The sequence below is a fragment of the Lysinibacillus sp. ZYM-1 genome (assembly GCF_001308875.1).
GTDB lineage: Bacteria > Bacillota > Bacilli > Bacillales_A > Planococcaceae > Lysinibacillus.
Genome location: NZ_KQ465112.1, coordinates 103,635 through 123,482 on the forward strand (window position 1 = coordinate 103,635; position 19,848 = coordinate 123,482).

Here is a 19,848-nt window from a genome sequence, read left to right on the forward strand (position 1 = left end):
TAACCCATAATGGAAAAATACCGTATTGATCAATCACAAGGACTTGAATTTGGACTGTATTCTTTAGGGGATCATATTCCAAACCCATTAACAGGAGAGCGTATTTCTGCTCAGCAACGACTAAAAGAACTAGTAGAAGCAAGTCAATTAGCAGAACAAGCAGGTATTGATGTATTTGGTGTGGGAGAAAGTCACCAATCGTACTTCACAACACAGGCACATACAGTAGTGTTAGGTGCCATCGCACAAGCAACATCGAACATTAAGCTGTCAAGCTCTGCTACTGTGCTGAGTGTCTCCGATCCTGTGCGTGTATATGAGGATTTTGCCACAATTGATTTATTATCAGATGGGCGAGCAGAAATTGTTGCAGGACGTGGTTCCCGAGTAGGGGCCTATCATTTACTTGGTGTTGATTTACATGACTATGAAGAACTTTTTGAGGAGAAATTAGAGTTACTCATGAAAATTAATGCAGAGGAGCTTGTGACGTGGGAAGGTCAATTCCGTGCCCCACTCCATCACGCTCAAATTTTACCACAGCCGAAAAATGGTTCTTTACCAATTTGGCGGGCTGTCGGAGGTCCACCTGCAAGTGCCATCAAAGCAGGATATATGGGAATTCCGATGATGTTAACGACATTAGGAGGGCCTGCTGTAAACTTTAAGCCATCCGTAGATGCTTATCGAGAAGCGGCAGAGCGACAAGGCTTTGATCCGAATGAATTGCCAGTTGCCACAACAAGCTTGTTTTATGTGGCAGACACAACAAAAGAGGCGTTGCAAGGTATGTATCCACATCTAAACGGTGGTTTCCAAGCGATTCGTGGCGGAGGTTATCCAAAGCAACAATTTGCACAAGCAACCGATACACGTGATGCTTTAATGGTCGGAAGCAAGGAGCAAATTATTGAGAAATTACTTTATCAATATGAGCTTTATGGTATGCAACGATTTATGGCTCAAATTGATTTCGGTGGCGTGCCATTTGATAAAATCATGAAAAACATCGAAATCATCGGTAATGATATTATTCCTGCAATGAAAAAATATACAGCAAAATAAGGAGTGAACAGTCATGAAAATTTTGGCACTTGCTGGTTCTATTGTCGGCTCCAAAACAAGAACAGCTATGCATAAATTTGTCGAGCTATTACAAAAAAAATATCCAGAGCATGAAGTGACGCTCCTGGACCTCGCTGACTATCAGCTAGTATTTAGTGATGGACGTAATTACTTTGACTATGAAGGTGATACAAAATATGTGACAGAAACTATCATGGCTGCAGATGCCATTGTTATTGGTACGCCAACATTTCAGGCATCTATTCCAGCAACATTAAAAAATATTTTTGACCTCTTACCAGTCAATGCCTTTCGCGATAAAGTGGTCAGTGTCATTGTCACAGCAGGTACATCAAAGCACTACTTAATGGTGGAACAGCAATTAAAGCCAATTCTTGCGTACATGAAGGCGCATATCGTTCCAACCTATGTATTTATAGAAGAAAAAGATTTTTTACGCAAAGAAATTGTTAATGACGATGTCCTTTTCCGTCTTGAACGGTTAGCAGAGGATACAGTAATGGTAACAGATGCCTTTGCAGAAATTCGTGCGAAAAAAGATGCTGAGTACGATTTTTAAAGATTAGTAGAAACGCTGTGTAGTATTAGGACACAGCGTTTCTTTTTGCTAAAAAGCTAGCTGTTTGACCATTTAAACCATCGAGCATGTCCATCTGCCCGTTCCATTGTACGAATAGACGAAATGGTGCCATGATTTATAAAGTCTTGATGTAGTTGTAAGTCAAATAGATTATTATAGCAATGATAAAGAGGTCGCACCATGCTTATTTCTTTTAATTGCTCCATTAGCACATGACGTAATTCTAATGGCATTTGATTGGCGACATGTGTATGATAGACCACTAACATGGCCTCTTGTTCAATTGTTTGACTAAGTTCTTTGACTAGTTGAATGGCATCACCTTTTATTAGCTGAATATCCAACCTATGGAAAATTGGAAGTACTTCATTTAACAACATTCTTCGCTCGTGGTGTTCTGGCCAAATTAAAGCTTGTAGCCATTGACTTTCTTCAATTCGCCTGAGATCAATAGGATTTAAATCAATGCCGATCCTTTGACTAACAACAAGTGGCTTTGACACAGAATCAGGAAGTGTTTCCCCTCGGTTTTCTGAGAATAATATGCAGTCATAGTCAGTATTGATTATGGATAATTGATGATTGTAGCAATAATTGTAGTGATCCATACCAAGCTGAAGTCCAGCACTTGCCCCTATCTCTATGAAAGCCAATGGTTGTTGATGCTTGTGATAAATTTCAGTCATCATAGGATAAAGATAGGTACAACGCCGAATCTCATTCGTTTGGACAAGTTTTTCTTGTAACAATGTCTTTAATTCTGCTGCATGCTCCATTACAAATGTTTTAAAAACAGGGTAAACCTCCTGAATGGGGTGTGGAGTTGTAGTAAAAGACGCATAATAATTAGCTAAAGGATCTTTCAATGATGCTAGTAAATAGTGAACCGCTGCTAACAATAAATTTGGTGCAGGTTGATTTTGTGGAATCAAAGAGGCAATCTCTAATAGCTCCTCATCAGCAGCAATTTTATTGGCTAAATGTTCATATAGTGGGCTAGAGCCTTCGCACTCCTGTTTGGCAAACATTCGAAACTGACGACTTAATGTAGTATAAGACATGTATGTCACTCCTTTTTTACCATCATCTATTTAATTTTCAGTCTATTATTATTGTATAATTTAGTAAATTAAATATATTTAATGAACTTGATCAAGAATATTAATCAAGGAGGAGAAAACATGGAGTATAAATGGATACAATCCTTTATAGTAGCAGCTCAAACTTGTAATTTTCGAACAGCAGCGCAACAACTTCATTTATCACAGCCTAGTATTACGGTTCATATTCAACAGTTAGAAGAATTTTTACACGTACAATTATTTAAGCGTGAAAGAAATCGCGTGCAATTAACAGATGCTGGGAAGCTTTTTCAACTAGAGGCACAGCAAATGATCCACCAGTGGGAGCAAAGTATTGAACGTATTCGTTTAGCAAGTAAAGGCGTGCAAGAAAAGGTTATTATTGCAATGACACCATTAATGGTGGAAACCATTTTACCACATGTTATGTATCAATTTATGAATGACAACCCTGCCTTGGAGATATCGATTTTAGTTGAGGATTCTGCTAAAATTGAAGATTTAGTTAATCAGCATCAAGCACATATAGGTATTTCCTTATTACCAACACGCTTTCGACATTGGCATCAAGAGTTGCTTATTGAAAGTCCACTAGAATTAGTGATTCCACTAGATGCTTATGACGATGAAACAGGGACTTACATCGATAATGAGGAGCTATTTCAAACATATACATTGTTTACGCATCATCATCCAACTATTTGGGATGAGCTTTTACATAAATTAAGAGAAAACTATGTATTGACAAAGCACGTATCTATTTCTCAATCATATGTGGTAAAAAGATTAATAAAAGATGGGTTAGGGATGTCTTTTTTACCTCGTATGATTGTCAGAAAAGAACGTATGGAGGGGCGTTTTAATATTGTTCCTTTTGAAGGCTTTACTTTGCCAAATGTACCCGTCTATTTATATTATAAAGATTCGACAAAAGTTCCAAATGGCTTATTAGCGTTATTGCTAACTAGAAATTATTTATAATTCACATGATTCAAAAATGAAAGAATAGCTGTGACGTAAAGCATTAATTTTCCGTTTGGAAAGTTTATGCTTTATTTTTTAGGTTGTTTATAAAGAGAATGAGCATTTTAAGGGATAAGATGATTTCTTTGTTGGAGATTTAAATTGGTAGCACCAAAAAACAATAATCGTATAAAAGTTGAAATATGTGCACACTCTTTTTGTGCATACTTTTTAGTAGGTTACTATTTAGTGGCCGTATTACTTTAAAGTGCGTACTTTTTTTTTGTTTTTGAGTACTGCATAATCAATTTTGTCAGATGAAGAAAATGATATGGTCATACTGACTAATCGTTCTTTAAAATTTAAAAGAAATCTAAAGAGGGTTTTTTAGATGTGATTTTTTAGCGGGATAATATGGTTTAAATTCGGCTGTAAGAATAGTATCGTTTAAAACGTTTTCAAACAGATTCGTTAAATTTTTAATGAATGAATATCAAGGTAGTTTTCTAATAGTAGGAGATGTTTATATGGTTGAAGAACTTCTTTATAAAAAAATACTCAAAAATCTCTTTTCAGACCCTGTTCAATTTACGCTTTGGAATGGTGAGACCATAAAATATGGTGAAGGACAACCTCTGTTTCATGTAACATTCCATAAGCCTCTATCAAAAAAAGAGATTGCTAAGGACCCTTCCATCGCATTCGGGGAAGCCTATATGAATGGAGATCTAGAAATACAAGGAGACCTTGAAAAAGCAATGCAATCTATTTATAAAAAGCAGGAAAGCTTTTTAGGTGATCGTACATTGCAATATTTCAAAAGTAAATGGAATTTCTCAAAACAAAAAAATAAAGAAGATATAGCTCACCATTATGATATCGGGAACGATTTCTATAAACTGTGGCTCGATGACACAATGACATATTCTTGTGCGTATTTTCAAAACAATTATGATTCCCTAACAACAGCCAACATAATAAAATCAATCATATTTTAAAAAAGTTAAATCTTCAAAAAGGGGATACTTTATTAGACATTGGTTGGGGTGAACTGATTACCACTGCCGCGAAGCAATATGGCGTTAAAGCAATGGGCGTAACATTAAGTGAGGAGCAATATGCAAAGACTGTTGAGCGCATTAAGCAAGAGGGACTTACAGATTTAGTTGAAGTATCATTACTCGATTATCGTGATATTCAAGATCGTAAGTTTGATAAAATTGTTAGTGTAGGTATGATTGAGCATGTTGGAAAAGACAACATTACGAAATATTTCGAGACAGTTAATCAACTACTAAATGACGGTGGGATTTCACTGCTTCATTGTATTACTTCTCCAACTAACGGTGCTACCAATTGTTGGATTGAAAAGTATATATTCCCTGGTGGATATGTTCCAGCTATCAATGAATTAATCACTAATATGACAAACCAACAATTTTTTATTGTTGATGTTGAAAGCTTACGTAGACACTACGGTAAAACCCTACAACATTGGGCTCAAAACTTTGAAATGGCATTAGAGGAAATTCGCCAGACAAAAGATGAACGATTTATTCGTATGTGGCGCTTATATTTAAATGCCTGTGCAGCTTCATTCTTTACTGGGAATATTGATCTACATCAATTTGTATTTACAAAAGGCACCAACGATACAATTCCTATGACGCGTTCTTATATGTATGAATAAAAGAATAATTAGGATAGTTTGTTCTTAACAAGGAGAGGGAAAATAATGAACGAAATTATACTCAATGTAGTTTTAAAAGCTAAAGCGGGGAAAGGTGAACTGCTTAGAAAAGAGTTATTAAATTAAGTTGAAGCATCTCGAGTGGAAGAGGGGTGTATACAATATACGCTTCATGAATCAGTTGAAAATAGAGATACATTTGTTTTTTACGAAAGATGGAAAGATGAAGAAGAGCTTACATTTCATGTTAATACGGAACATTATAAATACTGTGGCCAACAAACAGAGCCGCTACTTGAAAAACAAGAGGTTCATCGTTTACAAATAATAAGTTCTTAATTTAGAGCTTCTTTTCACCGTTGACATTCTGAATGGAGCTTCTTACTTGAAACATGGGCACCTTTAATGCAAGGCGAATCCAGATGAATACGACTTTGCTCTATAAGCATTAAAAAGGAAAAGAGACTGTCCTATGTTTCACAGTCTCTTTCTTCCCTCATTACGATGTTTGCTGCATAGCTATATCATCATCACGTTGTTTTAACAATACATCTTCGCCTTTATCTTGTAATACTTCAACATGTTTTTCGCCCCAAGTGCAAAGCATGTTCAGAATAGGTTCCATCCCTTGTCCATAGCCCGTTAAGGAATATTCAACTTTTGGCGGTACTTGATTGAAGACCTTTCGATGAATTAATCCAGACTGTACTAGTTCGCGTAATTGGCTTGTGAGCATTTTTTGTGAAATCCCTGGAATCAATCGTCGAAACTCATTTGTACGAATTATACCATGGTGGTTTAAATGACAAAGAATGACTGGTTTCCATTTACCACCAATGACTTCAAGTGTAGCTTCTACACCAATATTATAAATTTTTTGCATTGTAAACCTCCTATAACATTCAAAAGTAACTAAAAGTACCCTACGTACCTTTTAGGTATGTATGTATATTACTACACACAATGAAAAAAATCAAAGGAGATAGGATCCTATACTGGAAGCTTTACTATTCACTAACAATCGTTAGCACATACGCCTAAATATGGATTCTTAATGTTGATGTTTGCAGCGGTTGTTATTCTATTAGGGCTACTTTTTGATAAAAAGAAACAATAGCGAGTGTCGCCCTTTTTTAAAATAAGAAAGTGCTTTTCTCTAATGAGGATTTATAGGCTTGAATTGCATTATAGGTCGATGTGGAAAAACCTAGCCAACTGTGTTTAAGATGTCAAAAAGCAAAAAAAATAGGTGATGTCTTGAATGTCATGGCTAAATAATAAAAAGGAAGCTCACTATGGCTTCCTTTTTATGTTTTTGTCGAATATAATCTTTTATATGTATGATTCATCATTATGCTTGCCATTTAGGGTTCCTGCTGAGATGATAAAATTTCATGAATGTAAATTATCTGAAAGCTGTCCCATGTATGCGATTGATGATGCTATATTTTTTTCGAAAAAGGGTACATACAATAGTAAAATTAAATTTCCTCCAGTTAAAATGTTCATTCAGTTATGAAAAAATTATGATGGGGATATTTATAGAAAGAAATCTAAAAAAGCCTTTATAATTAGAGATAGAAGCTATCCTGTTTAATTTGTGGAAATGATTCAATTTACGCCACAACAGTATGTAAGGGGGAATAAACATGGTATTTTCTCTTTTTAAAAAAAAGAAAGAGCCACAGCCATTAAAAAATAGAGTCGAGTTTTGCATCACTAATTTATCACTAGGTGCAGCAGATGCATATGATATCCTACTAGAACGTGATGATATTGACATAGAGGAATCTGGTTGTACCTCGCATTGTGAAATCTGTGAGCAAGGTATTTTTGCAATTGTTAACGGGGAAATTGTCACTGCGGACGTTGCAGAGGCGTTGGTACAGGCTATTGATGAAGAATTAAAACAAAATCCACTTTTCTAAGCAAAAAACAGCTTGTGAACAAACAAGCTGTTTTTTGATAGAAATTAGATTACCAACCACGAACGTATTGTACGGGTGGTTGTACTTCTTCCCCTAATTCTTTGGCCGCGTGTAGTGGCCAGTATGGCTCACGTAATAAGACACGAGCTAAGAAAATTAAATCTGCCCGGTTATTTTGGAGGATTTCTTCGGCTTGAATTGCTGTTGTAATAAGGCCCACTGCGCCAGTAGGGATGTCAGCTCCATGTTTAATGGCTTCAGCGTGAGAAACCTGGTAGCCTGGAAAAACATTAATGGCAGCAGTGACAACGCCACCTGTCGATACATCTACTAAATCTACACCTTGTGATTTCATCCATCGACTAAAGACGATGAAGTCTTCCATTGTCGTGCCATCTTCTGCGTAATCTTCGGCAGAGACACGTACCAATAATGGTCCATCCCAGACACTGCGAATCGCATCAATGACTTGACGAAGTATACGATAGCGATTTTCCTGTGAGCCTCCGTATTGATCTTCTCGCTTGTTCGTAGCAGGTGATAAAAACTCACTGATCAAATAGCCATGTGCCCCATGGATTTCTAGTACATCAAAGCCTGCTTTTGCAGCACGAATTGCCGCTTGTTTAAATGCTTCAATCACATGATGAATGTCATCTTCTGTCATTTCTGTTGGTGTTTGATAGTCTTGATTAAAGGCAATGGCCGATGGAGCAAAAATTTCACCATCTACTGCTGCTTTACGTCCAGCATGTCCAAGCTGTATGCCCGCTTTCGCCCCATATGCTTTTACACCTTCCACTAATTCCCGCAAGCCTTTGATATGCGCATCATCCCAAATACCAAGGTCTTTGTTGGAAATCCGTCCTTCCGGTACAACGCCTGTAGCTTCTAAAATGATTAATCCTACTTGCCCGGCTGCCCGTGTTGCATAATGGACTTTATGAAAAGGTGTGACCATACCATCATCTTCAGCAGAGTACATACACATTGGTGCCATAACAACACGATTTTTTAAGGAAATTGATTGTAATTGATAAGGTTCAAATAATTTACTCAAAATAAAGCCCCCTAATTCCTAGTGATAAACTCTATTTTGCACTTAATATTAACCATTTGCAAGAGAACGAGATCGTGCTTCTGCTTCTTTAATACAAGCCTCAATTGCTTCATAAAATTGATATTGCTCCAGAGCCTGAATGCCAGCCTCTGTCGTGCCGCCCGGACTTGTTACCTTTTTACGTAAGACATCAGGTTCATCTACCGATTGCTTGAGCATTTCGGCAGTACCTGCAAGTGTTTGCGTCATCAATAATCGTACTGTATCTTTCGATAGACCTATCTTTGTCCCTACACGTTCGAAGGCTTCCATTAAATAATAAATGTAAGCTGGACCACTACCAGAAAGGGCTGTTACAGCGTGTAATTGATCCTCTTCGACCTCAATAACCGAGCCGACAGCCTCTAATAACTGGAGGAAAGTGATACGCTGTGCAGCAGACACCTCATTATTGAATGCAATACCACTAGCTGACATGCCAATTGTGGCAGAAGTATTAGGCATCACGCGAGCTACTGGGCGATCTCCTAAAAACTCTGTAATGGTGTCAATGGCAATACCCGCTAGAATCGATAGGATGGCAGATTGTGCTGTGATTTTTGGTTTTAAATCGCGCATTGCCGCAACAGCATCTTTTGGCTTCATCGCCAAAATGATCAAATCTGCCTGCTGATAAATTGCGTGATCAAAAATGTAGTGGATACCATATGTTTCATGTAAGAATTGTAAACGTTCTTTGTCAGAGCGATTGGTGACGTAAATTTCCTGTGGTGAAAAAACCTTTTGCTTAATCCACCCTTGAATCAATGCCTCTGCCATTGAGCCTGCACCGATAAATAATATTTTTTTCATGAACAAAACCTCCAGTTCAAAATAAAAAAGCGCTCTCGTCCTTATCTAGAAGGACGAAAACGCTCTCGTTTCCGCGGTACCACCTTTGTTTGCCAATGTTGGCACAACTTTTAGCCCTTTTATCGCAAGGGAGACGGTTATGTTTTCATAACTGCTCAGAAATAGGTTCGGTAGTGGGAGTGGGTGATGTTACTCTCAGCAAATGTAACACTCTCTAACACCTTCACCAACTACTTACTCGGCTTCTTCAACGCACAAAAATAATTAGATTATTCAAAATTATAGTGATGGATTGGCAACCTGTCAACAGGAAGATGACGAAAACAGAAAAAACTTGTAAAATAGAATGAATCATTATTCACTAGCGAGAAAAAAGGGGGAGACAACTTTGTCTATATACAAAATAGAAATACCAACACCCTATGAAGTAGGAGATGTCAATGCATTTATTGTCAAAGGTGAAGCACTTAGCATTTTTGATGTTGGACCAAAAACAGTAGAAGCCTATGATGCTCTGAAATGGGGGATTCGCGCTGCAGGCTACGACATGCGAGATATTGAACAGGTTGTGCTAACTCATCATCACCCTGATCATGCAGGGTGGGTCGATGCTTTTCCACATGCTGAAATTTTAGGCCACGCCTATAATGATAAATGGTTACGTCACGACGAAGAGTTTTTACGTTATCACGAGCAATTCTACAGTGAACGTTTATTTGAACATGGAGTGCCACAAGAATATATTCCAAAAAGTGTGCACGTGCGTCGTGAATTAGAACTTGTAGGTGAACGTCCATTGACACAAATTTTGGCGGATGGAGATGAAGTACCTGGACATCCAGGATTAAAGACAATTGAAACATTAGGTCACGCACAAAGCCATTTTATTTTTTGGGATGAAAAAACACATCATGTTATTGGTGGAGATTTATTACTTGAAAAAATAACGCCAAACCCTTTAATAGAACCACCATTAGATCGTTCATTGGAACGTACGAAATCGTTACTACAATATAATGAATCCCTAGAAATTTTACGCCAATTGCCTGTCAAAATGATGTATACAGGACATGGGGCTGAACTAGAAGACATCCCATTTTTAATCGATAAACGACTAGAAAGACAGCATCAGCAATCCATGAAAGTTTATGAATTATTGGGGGACGACCAATTAACGGCTGTGCAAATGACGAAACGCTTGTATCCAGCTATTTTCCAGCATATGCTTGGTTTAACCTTGTCCAAAACGTTGGGGCATTTAGATTATTTAGAGGCAAATGAGTATATTATATCAACGAAGACGGAAGAAGGTATCTATTTATTTAAAAGAAAGTAGGACTATATATGAAAAGCAAGACGATCTTCGTGACAGGTGCAACAAGTGGTGTAGGCTTAAAAATAACAGAATTACTAGTAGCACAAGGTCATACAGTTTATGCCACAGGCCGCAATGCCGTAGCTTTAAAAGTATTAGAACGTTTGGGAGCCAATGTCATCCAAGCTGATTTAACTAATTTACATACACTCGACGCTGTTTGTACACAGCTTCCACCCATTGATGTCGCTATCCTTTCAGCTGGTGTAGGAAAGTTTGCTGTGGCGCCTAAGTTAATGGATGAGGATATTGCACAAATGATTGAATTAAACATTAGTGTACCTATTTACCTTGCCAAACGATTAGCTTCCACGATGATTGAGCGAAATCAAGGGCATTTGATTTTTATTGGTTCACAGGCAGGAAAGGTAGCCACTCCAAAAGCGAGTGTTTATGCAGCTACGAAACATGCGATTGTGGGCTTTACAAATGGACTACGCATGGAGCTTGCACCATATCATGTGAAAGTGACTGCCATTCATCCAGGTCCAATTGATACCCCATTTTTAGACAAGGCCAATGATGAAAGTGGCTATCGCGCATCTTTAGGTAGATTTTTATTATCAGCTGAAGAAGTGGCGCAAGCAACGGTAAAAACAATTGAACGACCAGTTCGCGAGGTCAACTTACCGAAAATCATGGGATTATCAAGCAAACTGTATGCATTGGCACCTGCAACCATTGAATTTTTAGGCAAATCATTCTTCCATAAGAAATAACGAACATCCAACTGTAAACATGCTCTATGCATGTCTACAGTTTTTTCATAATCGCAAAGAGAAGGGGGATACAATGTATACAATTGGACAAGTGGCTAAATTTTTAGGCATTTCTAGAGATACCATAAAATATTATGAGGAAAAGGCATTGGTCAAGCCACAGCAAAATAGTGAGAATGGCTATAGAACCTATAATCGATTTGATATATATGATCTAACAACTGTCAACTTTTATCGAGAATTGGATTTGGAAATTAAAAAGATTCAAGAATTACGAAAAGGCAAAAGTATTGAAGGAATCCAACTTCTATTAGAAGAGAAAGAACAAGAAGTGTTAGAGGAGATAGCCTATAAAAAATTACTATTAAAAAAGCTCCAAATTGTCAAAGAAGATTGCCAAAAAATTCAACAGTATTTAGGAACGTATACCATAAAAGAAATGAAGCCTCTAGCAATAATGGGAACAATCGACCATTATACAGCTTATGAAGAATATGACGCACTGAAAGAAAACACCGATAGTTTAAAAAAGGCGGTAATTCTGACATCACTAAGAAGAGTTATACGCTTTAATGAACAGGGCATGCAAGAAGATAAATTTATGATTGTGAAAAAACTAGAAGAAAACGAGAAAGCCTTAGACGAACAAGTTTTATTTCATCCTAAATGTTTGTATACAGTGATTGAAGATGGAAGATGGTCAACAGGTGGCAAAAATACGGACGATAAAGTGGAAGCGACTATAAGAAAAGTAGCCAAAGAGAATGGTTATGAACTCTTAGGTCTTGTTTATATTAACTTATTACTGGCTACTTATGAAGAGGGACTAGAACGTATTTTTTTAGAAATGTATGTACCAATAAAATAGTCTTTTGAATAGAAATATGTATTGACCTGTGAGTAACCCCCAGGTTTAAGCTGAAGGTATTCAGAACGAAAAGGGGAATTTACATGAATAGAAAAAAGAAGCTAAAAAGACCGGTAGCGAGTTTTATTGTCCTAACTAATGTTATTTTTTGGCCACTTTTTTGCCTTGTAGGAGCCGTCAAGATGTTAGGGTTTCCTACATGGGTTTTTGATGTAGTACGCTGTCTTTCAGCTTGGTCATCTACCTTTGCCTTTGCTATACTATTTCCAAAAATTTATCCTGGGCAGCATTTTTTTCATTTTGTGCAACAAAAATTCAAGAATCCACTTCGATTTTCTGTGATTCTTTCTGTCTTGTTGGTTCAAGCCACCATCTTTATAATCATCTTACTTTTTGTTATGAATAATGAAAAAGTAGATGCTATTTTTACTTTTTCTTCTTGGGGAATGTTAAGTTACTTTTTCTTTAAAAATCTTTTATCAGGACCTTTAGGGGAAGAATTAGGGTGGCGAGGCTTTGCACTGCTTGAGCTTCAAAAGAAATATGCGCCATTACAATCTGCGATTATTATAGGATTTTGGTGGGGAATTTGGCATTTACCTATTTGGTTTACAACAGGATTTACAGGGTTGGATTTAATGAAATACATCATATTCTTTATGCTATCCATCATCTCTACCACTATCATCATGACAGCCTTCTATACGATCAATCAAAATTTAATGATTCCTATTATGATCCATCAGTTATTCAACTTTTTTATTGGTATCATAAACGAGAACTTCATCGATTTAATGATGTATAACGCTATTCTTTATTCAACAGCGGCTATTCTACTCATACTAATGAATCCAAAGAATGTATGGTCTAATAAAAAATATACTACATATTCAATGAAAAATTAAAAAAGAATCCAGTTTATACACTGGATTCTTTTTTGTTGTAATTTATATAATATACATTTATGTCTATAGTAAAAAAGTGTTTTTTTGAGTGTCTATCATAGATTATCGTGGGAACGATGTATAGATAAACTGACTTTTTATAAGAAAAATAAAAGTCTATAAATTTATAAAAATACACTTGTTTTTATTTTTATAACATGATACTATTCGTGTATAAACTTTTAAATGAATGTATAAACATACATATCTATAGAGCAATGGAGGCGCATTTTTGATGGCAAATAAAAAGGTTGTACTAGCATATTCAGGCGGACTTGATACTTCGGTAGCAATTCCATGGTTAAAAGAACAAGGTTGGGACGTTATTGCGGTATGTCTAGACGTTGGTGAAGGGAAAGATCTTGAGTTCGTGAAGAATAAAGCTCTTCAAGTAGGAGCGATTGAGTCTTATATGGTGGATGCAAAGGATGAATTTGCTGAAAACTATGCATTAATTTCATTACAAGCTCACACATGGTATGAGCAAAAGTATCCTTTAGTATCAGCTCTTTCTCGTCCACTAATCTCAAAAAAATTAGTAGAGATTGCGAACCAAGTAGGGGCGGACGCTGTAGCTCATGGCTGCACAGGAAAAGGAAATGACCAAGTTCGTTTTGAAGTTTCCATTAAAGCATTAAATCCTGATTTAGAGGTACTAGCACCTGTACGTGAGTGGGGCTGGAGCCGTGATGAGGAAATCGAATATGCGATGAAACATAATGTACCAATTCCTGCAACATTGGATTCACCATTTTCAATTGACCAAAACTTATGGGGCCGTGCGAATGAAGCAGGCATCATGGAAGATCCATGGGTGTCTCCACCAGAAGAAGCATACGGTCTAACTGTTTCAGTTGAAAATGCACCAGATGAATCAGAATATGTAGAAATTGAATTCGTGGCTGGTAAACCAGTTGCTTTAAACGGAAAAGAAATGAAACTTGCTGATTTAATTCAAGAATTAAACGCAGTTGCAGGTGCACATGGCGTAGGACGTATCGACCATGTGGAAAATCGTTTAGTTGGTATTAAATCTCGTGAGGTTTATGAAATTCCTGGTGCTAAGGTGCTGTTAACAGCTCATAAAGAGCTTGAAGATTTAACGCTTGTAAAAGAATTAGCACACTTCAAGCCAGTGATTGAGAAAAAACTATCTGAATTAATTTACGATGGTTTATGGTTCTCACCATTACGTGATGCACTTGAAGCATTCCTTGCACAATCACAGCAATATGTGAACGGTACAGTGCGTGTGAAATTATTCAAAGGTCATGCCATTGTGGAAGGACGTAAATCACCAAATTCACTATACAACGAAAAATTAGCCACATATTCGAAGGAAGACCAATTCAACCACGCTTCCGCAGTAGGATTTATCGAGTTATGGGGTCTACCAACTGTAGTGAACTCATCTGTTAATAAAAAGTAATTTTCACAAGCAAGGTGTGGTAAAGCATATGTGCTTTAGCTACACCTTTTGAAAAGTAATAAAGGAAAAGGTGAGCTGACATGACAAAACTTTGGGGTGGACGTTTCCAAAAATCGGCAGAAGCATGGGTAGATGAGTTCGGTGCATCCATTGGCTTTGACCAACAACTTGTCCTTGAGGATCTTGAAGGTAGTGTTGCACATGTCACAATGCTTGGTGCAACAGGGATTTTACCAACAGCTGACGTAGAGTCCATACTAGGTGGTCTTGCCCAACTGAAAGAAAAGGCCATAGCAGGTGAACTTGAATTTACCATTGCCAATGAAGATATACACTTAAATTTAGAAAAGATGCTAATTGATTTAATTGGTCCTGTTGGGGGCAAACTACATACAGGACGTAGCCGCAATGACCAAGTTGCGACAGATATGCATCTATTCTTGAAAAAGCGTGTCCAAGAAACAATTGATTTAATCGCAACATTCCAACAAACATTATTAGGTAAAGCTGAGGAGCATATTGAAACAATTGCGCCAGGCTATACACATTTACAGCGAGCTCAGCCGATTTCTTTTGCCCACCATTTAATGGCCTATTTTTGGATGTTAGAGCGTGATAAGCAGCGCTTTACAGAATCCATTAAACGCATTGATATATTGCCATTAGGGGCAGGAGCTATGGCAGGAACAACTTTCCCAATCGACCGCTTAAAATCAGCAGAATTGCTTGGATTTAGTGAGGTTTATGCCAACTCAATGGATGCAGTAAGTGACCGTGATTTTATTGTTGAATTTTTAAGTAATTCATCTTTGTTAATGGCACATTTATCACGTTTTGCTGAGGAAATCATTCTATGGTCTACTGATGAATTTAAATTTATCGAATTGGATGATGCCTTTTCAACAGGTTCTTCCATTATGCCACAAAAGAAAAATCCTGATATGGCCGAGTTAATCCGAGGCAAAACAGGGCGCGTTTATGGGAATCTGATGGGCTTGTTAACCGTTTTAAAAGGTACACCATTAACGTACAACAAAGATATGCAGGAAGACAAAGAAGGGATGTTCGATACCGTACATACCATTCTTGGTTCACTCAAAATCTTTGAAGGCATGGTTCGTACGATGACTGTCAATACGGAGCGGTTGCATCAAGCTGTTCATGCTGATTTCTCGAATGCTACAGAGCTAGCTGATTACCTTGCCACAAAAGGTATGGCATTCCGTGAAGCACATGAAGTGACAGGCAAACTTGTTTTCACATGTATTCAAAAAGGCATTTACTTATTAGATTTATCACTGGAAGAGATGAAGCAAGAAAGCGAGCTAATTGAATCGGATATTTATGATGTATTAGCGCCAGAAGCGGCCGTTCGACGCCGTCATTCCCTTGGTGGAACTGGCTTTGATCAAGTCAAAATCCAAATTGAAAAAGCCAAAGCTTGTGTTGTTGTCCAAAATTAATTATTGCGTGCATGTCCATGTGACTTTTGCATAGATATTCATTAAAGCTGTCCTGTGAGGCACTATGAAAACCTTATCCTTTTTCAACAAAGCCAGAGGGTGATGTGAAAAAGAGAAACCTTACATACGTGAAGGACAATCCCCAATTCTGGAGACGCGGAATTGGGTTTTTTGTATAACAAAATGTTGGGAGGGATAAAGTGTATGAATGAACGTTTTACAAAGGGGATTGAAACAATTAAACAATATGTCACAGAGGAAGATGCAGCAAGGATGATCGGATCCGATGCATTAGCTGATGTGGCGCCGGATTTACGTAAAATGATTATTGAATTTGCGTATGGGGATGTTTATGCACGCCCTGGACTTGATACAAAAAGTCGGGCACTTGTCGTTATCACAGCAGTTGTTACACAAGGAGCAGCTCCACAAACCAAAACACATATTCAACGTGGCTTGCATGCTGGTTTAACACAAACAGAGATTGTAGAGGCACTTTTACAATTAGTACCTTACATCGGTTTCCCGAGCGTACAAAATGCCTTAACGATTGCTCAGCAAGTCTTTACAGAAAAGAATTAAATCATGAATAAACGATTGGGCAATGGTTCATAATAATAGCGGAAACACTTATTAATCTAAATTGATGGGGAGGATGCAGAATGAGTAATAGTCAAACACCCAAAGACCAGGAATCTCAGGAAAGTCCGCCACAGCTGAGGAAGGTTGAAGCTTCTTAAAACTTAAGCCTAAAGGTGAAGCAGAAATGTCTGTTTTACTGTAGATTAAGGTGAAGCGTAAACCGTTCCAGTAAAAAAAATCAAATAGAAGCAATAAGTGTCCATGGATCCAGAATTATTATTCTGGATCTTTTTTTGGTTCTATTAGTCGGATGTTGAAGTGTTCATGTAGATGGAGATGAATGAACTAAATATCGCTCAAGGACAAAAATACCTACATTTGACAATAGAAAAATTCTGTATTACTGTAAGTAGAACAGATTCTGTTTGGTTATTAGTATTACAGATTGGAGGGGCGAAATGCAAATAAAATTAGATCCAAGTGATGAATTGCAGCTCTATAAACAATTAGCCAATCAATTAATTGAATTGATCGCTAAAGGTGAGTTGAAAAACGGGGATACATTACCATCTGTACGTGCCATGTCTACAGATTTAGGGATTAATGTCAGTACGGTAAGTAAGAGTTATCATGAGCTTGAAGAAAAAGGCTTAATCGAATTAAAACCAAAAGCAAAAGCCATCATTATAGGTGGCCAAAAGCGGGAGCTGGAAGAAACAGAGGTTGAAAAGGTAGAAAATGCTTTAAAGCCAATAATGGCGGAAGCTTTTGCACGCGGGCTAGAAAAAGAGCAAATGACAAATTTGTTCCAGCGAATTTTAAAACAATGGAAGTAGGGGTATTATGCTTTTAATGGTAGGCATTTTTATCTTCGTCGGAATTTTGGAAGCAATGACACCACATTTAACAAGAAAAACAACTGTTTTTGGTGTTTCGATCCCAGAACCCTATGTTAAACATCCGCAATTACAGTCCTGGAAAATACGCTATAGCCAAATCGTAGGAGGCATTGCAACTGTTTGTTTACTAGGGCAAATAGGACTATACCTTTCTGCTATGCAAGAAAATAAGGTGGCTCTAGTATCCTTTATTTTTTTATATGTGATGCTCCTTTTTTCATCCGCTCTTTACTTGAGTTATCATGTCAAAATAAAAAAATTAAAAGATCAGGAGCAGTGGGAGATACAGATTAAAAAAGTGTATGTTACTGATTTGTCAATACGCCAAAAAGATGAAACGCTGCCACCACTTTTTTTTATCTTACCAATGATGATGACATTTGCATTGATAACATTTACGTATATGAATTATGATTCGATTCCTGATGTATTTGCAACACATTGGAATTCGGTGGGCGAGATAGATGGCTGGACCGAAAAGTCTTGGCTCTCTGTCATCAGTATGCTGCTTATCTTATTGACGATACAAATTAGCTTTTTCATCATAAGCCGAGGCATGAAAAGTGCCAAAATACAATTGAGCGCACAGGCTAAAGAAGCGTCAATCCATCGAGAGCTGGCTCAACGTAAATATGGTAGCTGGTATTTAGCATCTATTAACTTTAGTATGACTATTCTTTTTGTGGTTTTACATTATACAACTGTTATTTTAAAAGATCAGACAGCTTCATACTTTTTCCCACTTTTTATTGTCTTCAATGTGGTTACTTTAGGTGGTTTATTAGTATTAATTTGGAAATTTACTAAAAGTAATGAACGTTTTGATGAGGTACATACAAACGAATCAGCGGTGTCTGATGATCGATATTGGACATGGGGCATTTTTTATTGCAACAAAAACGATCCATCCTTGTTAGTTCAGAAAAAGTTCGGAATTGGCTGGACTGTCAATTTTGCAAACAAATGGTGTTACATCATGATCGGTATTACATTACTACCAATTCTATTGGTGATTTTCACATAGGGAGGAAGATTGAATGAAAAGGTTGTTGGTGTTATGCTGTACACTTTTGCTCTTAGCTGCCTGCGGGCAAAAGGAAGCAACTGCTGAAAATAATGAGGCAAAGAGGGAAAATACTATGAACGAACAGTTTATCGGAAAATGGGAAGGAAATATTGAAACGCCGAATGGGCTACTACCAATTATTGTTGATTTACAGAAGGATAGTGGTACACTATCCGTGCCAGCTCAAGGCTTATCCAATTTCCCATTTAACAGTGTGAAATATACAGGTAATCAAGTAACAGTATCCATCAATTTAAATGGCTCTGTTATTGCTATCAATGGTACATTCAAAAACGAACAAATTGAGGCTACATTCCAACAAAATGGCGGAAAATTCCCACTTCTATTAAAGGCTTATAAAGAAGAACCTGTAACCTATGAAACATTAAAAATTCCTGTTCAACAAGGTGACTTAATAGTAGCACTTCAAAAAGCTAGTACAACGCCATCACCAGTCGCAGTTATGATAGCTGGTTCTGGACCAACTGATAAGGATGGTAATTCAGCTATAGCTGGTAAAAATAATAGCTTAAAAATGATTGCTGAAGGGTTGGCACAAGAGGGAATCGCTACTGTACGCTATGATAAGCGAGGCCTTGGTGATAATAGTGGGCTTTTAACAAAAGAAGAAGATGTGAATTTTGACCAATATGTTGAGGATGCGGTGCAAATCATTCAATCATTGCAAGCCGATAAAGCCTATACAAGTGTTCATGTAATTGGACATAGCGAAGGTTCTTTAATTGGATTGCTAGCAGCCCAAAAAACAGGGGTAGAGTCCGTTGTTTCCATTGCAGGTGCTGGGCGACCAATGGATGAAGTATTATTAGAGCAATTAAAAGGTCAGCTAGCACCAAATCTTTTCAAAGAATCGACGGACATTTTGACAGCCCTAAAGCAAGGGGAGCAAATAAAAAATATTTCGCCACAATTACAAGCAATCTTCCGTCCATCCGTACAACCATTCCTAATTTCAATGCTAAAATATAATCCAGCAACAGAGCTTGGGAAAGTAAAAAGTCGTGTACTACTTGTACAAGGAACGACTGATTTACAAGTGAAGGAAGTCGATGCTGAAACCTTAAAGAAAGGTAATCAAGATGCAAAGCTTCTTTATATGGAGGGCATGAACCATGTATTAAAAAACGCACCAGCAGATCGTGCCGAGAACTTAGCAACCTATGCAGATCCAACATTGCCACTACATGATGAATTACTACCAGCAATTGAGCAATTTATTAACAATGACAATGGAAAGTAGG

At 37.3% G+C, this 19,848-nt stretch carries 18 protein-coding genes and 2 pseudogenes; 16 read left to right on the plus strand and 4 right to left on the minus strand.

Going from position 1 to position 19,848, the window contains the following annotated elements:
• Positions 1 to 9: 9 nt before the first annotated feature.
• Both AO843_RS07740 and AO843_RS07745 read left to right on the plus strand, forming a co-directional pair.
• Entirely contained in the window at positions 10 to 1,065 is a 1,056-nt protein-coding gene (locus AO843_RS07740; RefSeq protein WP_054610548.1) for an LLM class flavin-dependent oxidoreductase, read from the plus strand.
• Between the two features lie 13 nt (positions 1,066 to 1,078).
• Positions 1,079 to 1,645: an NADPH-dependent FMN reductase gene (locus tag AO843_RS07745; protein ID WP_054610549.1), complete on the plus strand. Its 567-nt coding sequence runs from the start codon at positions 1,079 to 1,081 to the stop codon at positions 1,643 to 1,645.
• A 56-nt stretch (positions 1,646 to 1,701) separates the two neighbouring features.
• Here the strand turns inward: AO843_RS07745 and AO843_RS07750 are convergent, their stop codons facing one another.
• Positions 1,702 to 2,727 carry a DUF2332 domain-containing protein gene (locus AO843_RS07750; protein ID WP_054610550.1) on the minus strand — a complete coding sequence of 342 codons (1,026 nt, stop codon included), beginning with the start codon at positions 2,725 to 2,727 and terminating at the stop codon, positions 1,702 to 1,704.
• Between the two features lie 120 nt (positions 2,728 to 2,847).
• On the opposite strand from AO843_RS07750, the gene AO843_RS07755 reads away from it, so the two are divergent.
• The 3 genes and pseudogenes from AO843_RS07755 to AO843_RS07765 all read left to right on the plus strand — a co-directional run.
• Positions 2,848 to 3,729, plus strand: coding sequence for a LysR family transcriptional regulator (locus tag AO843_RS07755; protein ID WP_054610551.1), 882 nt, complete (start codon positions 2,848 to 2,850; stop codon positions 3,727 to 3,729).
• 509 nt (positions 3,730 to 4,238) lie between these two features.
• Positions 4,239 to 5,401: pseudogene (locus AO843_RS07760) on the plus strand (class I SAM-dependent methyltransferase).
• Between the two features lie 138 nt (positions 5,402 to 5,539).
• Positions 5,540 to 5,740 (plus strand): annotated as a pseudogene (locus AO843_RS07765) (putative quinol monooxygenase); the annotation flags it as partial.
• A gap of 160 nt (positions 5,741 to 5,900) precedes the next feature.
• Here AO843_RS07765 and AO843_RS07770 read toward each other — a convergent pair.
• Positions 5,901 to 6,284 carry a winged helix-turn-helix transcriptional regulator gene (locus AO843_RS07770; RefSeq protein WP_054610552.1) on the minus strand — a complete coding sequence of 128 codons (384 nt, stop codon included), beginning with the start codon at positions 6,282 to 6,284 and terminating at the stop codon, positions 5,901 to 5,903.
• Positions 6,285 to 7,050: 766 nt separating this feature from the next.
• On the opposite strand from AO843_RS07770, the gene AO843_RS07780 reads away from it, so the two are divergent.
• Positions 7,051 to 7,329 carry a DUF1450 domain-containing protein gene (locus AO843_RS07780; protein WP_082389413.1) on the plus strand — a complete coding sequence of 93 codons (279 nt, stop codon included), beginning with the start codon at positions 7,051 to 7,053 and terminating at the stop codon, positions 7,327 to 7,329.
• Between the two features lie 49 nt (positions 7,330 to 7,378).
• Here the strand turns inward: AO843_RS07780 and namA are convergent, their stop codons facing one another.
• Both namA and proC read right to left on the minus strand, forming a co-directional pair.
• Entirely contained in the window at positions 7,379 to 8,389 is a 1,011-nt protein-coding gene (namA, locus tag AO843_RS07785) for an NADPH dehydrogenase NamA (protein WP_054610554.1), read from the minus strand.
• Positions 8,390 to 8,437: 48 nt separating this feature from the next.
• Positions 8,438 to 9,241, minus strand: coding sequence for a pyrroline-5-carboxylate reductase (gene proC, locus AO843_RS07790; protein ID WP_054610555.1), 804 nt, complete (start codon positions 9,239 to 9,241; stop codon positions 8,438 to 8,440).
• A gap of 346 nt (positions 9,242 to 9,587) precedes the next feature.
• Here proC and AO843_RS07795 point away from each other — a divergent pair, with 346 nt between their 5' ends.
• The 10 genes from AO843_RS07795 to AO843_RS07840 all read left to right on the plus strand — a co-directional run bounded on the left by AO843_RS07795 (position 9,588) and on the right by AO843_RS07840 (position 19,847).
• On the plus strand, positions 9,588 to 10,577 hold the full coding sequence (locus tag AO843_RS07795) for an MBL fold metallo-hydrolase (protein ID WP_054610556.1): 990 nt from the start codon (positions 9,588 to 9,590) through the stop codon (positions 10,575 to 10,577).
• Between the two features lie 8 nt (positions 10,578 to 10,585).
• Positions 10,586 to 11,335, plus strand: coding sequence for an SDR family NAD(P)-dependent oxidoreductase (locus tag AO843_RS07800; RefSeq protein ID WP_054610557.1), 750 nt, complete (start codon positions 10,586 to 10,588; stop codon positions 11,333 to 11,335).
• Between the two features lie 73 nt (positions 11,336 to 11,408).
• Positions 11,409 to 12,203 carry a MerR family transcriptional regulator gene (locus tag AO843_RS07805; RefSeq protein ID WP_054610558.1) on the plus strand — a complete coding sequence of 265 codons (795 nt, stop codon included), beginning with the start codon at positions 11,409 to 11,411 and terminating at the stop codon, positions 12,201 to 12,203.
• An 83-nt stretch (positions 12,204 to 12,286) separates the two neighbouring features.
• Positions 12,287 to 13,108, plus strand: a complete 822-nt coding sequence (locus AO843_RS07810; protein ID WP_054610559.1) for a CPBP family intramembrane glutamic endopeptidase — start codon at positions 12,287 to 12,289, stop codon at positions 13,106 to 13,108.
• Positions 13,109 to 13,382: 274 nt separating this feature from the next.
• On the plus strand, positions 13,383 to 14,576 hold the full coding sequence (locus AO843_RS07815) for an argininosuccinate synthase (RefSeq protein ID WP_054610560.1): 1,194 nt from the start codon (positions 13,383 to 13,385) through the stop codon (positions 14,574 to 14,576).
• An 80-nt stretch (positions 14,577 to 14,656) separates the two neighbouring features.
• Entirely contained in the window at positions 14,657 to 16,039 is a 1,383-nt protein-coding gene (gene argH, locus AO843_RS07820; protein WP_054610561.1) for an argininosuccinate lyase, read from the plus strand.
• A 204-nt stretch (positions 16,040 to 16,243) separates the two neighbouring features.
• Complete coding sequence (locus AO843_RS07825) at positions 16,244 to 16,621, plus strand: carboxymuconolactone decarboxylase family protein (RefSeq protein WP_054610562.1); 378 nt, start codon at positions 16,244 to 16,246, stop codon at positions 16,619 to 16,621.
• Positions 16,622 to 17,079: 458 nt separating this feature from the next.
• On the plus strand, positions 17,080 to 17,457 hold the full coding sequence (locus tag AO843_RS07830; protein ID WP_054610563.1) for a GntR family transcriptional regulator: 378 nt from the start codon (positions 17,080 to 17,082) through the stop codon (positions 17,455 to 17,457).
• A 7-nt stretch (positions 17,458 to 17,464) separates the two neighbouring features.
• Positions 17,465 to 18,544, plus strand: coding sequence for a DUF1648 domain-containing protein (locus tag AO843_RS07835; RefSeq protein ID WP_054610564.1), 1,080 nt, complete (start codon positions 17,465 to 17,467; stop codon positions 18,542 to 18,544).
• A 13-nt stretch (positions 18,545 to 18,557) separates the two neighbouring features.
• A complete protein-coding gene (locus AO843_RS07840) occupies positions 18,558 to 19,847 on the plus strand; it encodes an alpha/beta hydrolase (RefSeq protein ID WP_197278890.1) in 1,290 nt (429 codons plus the stop codon).
• Position 19,848 lies beyond the last annotated feature (1 nt).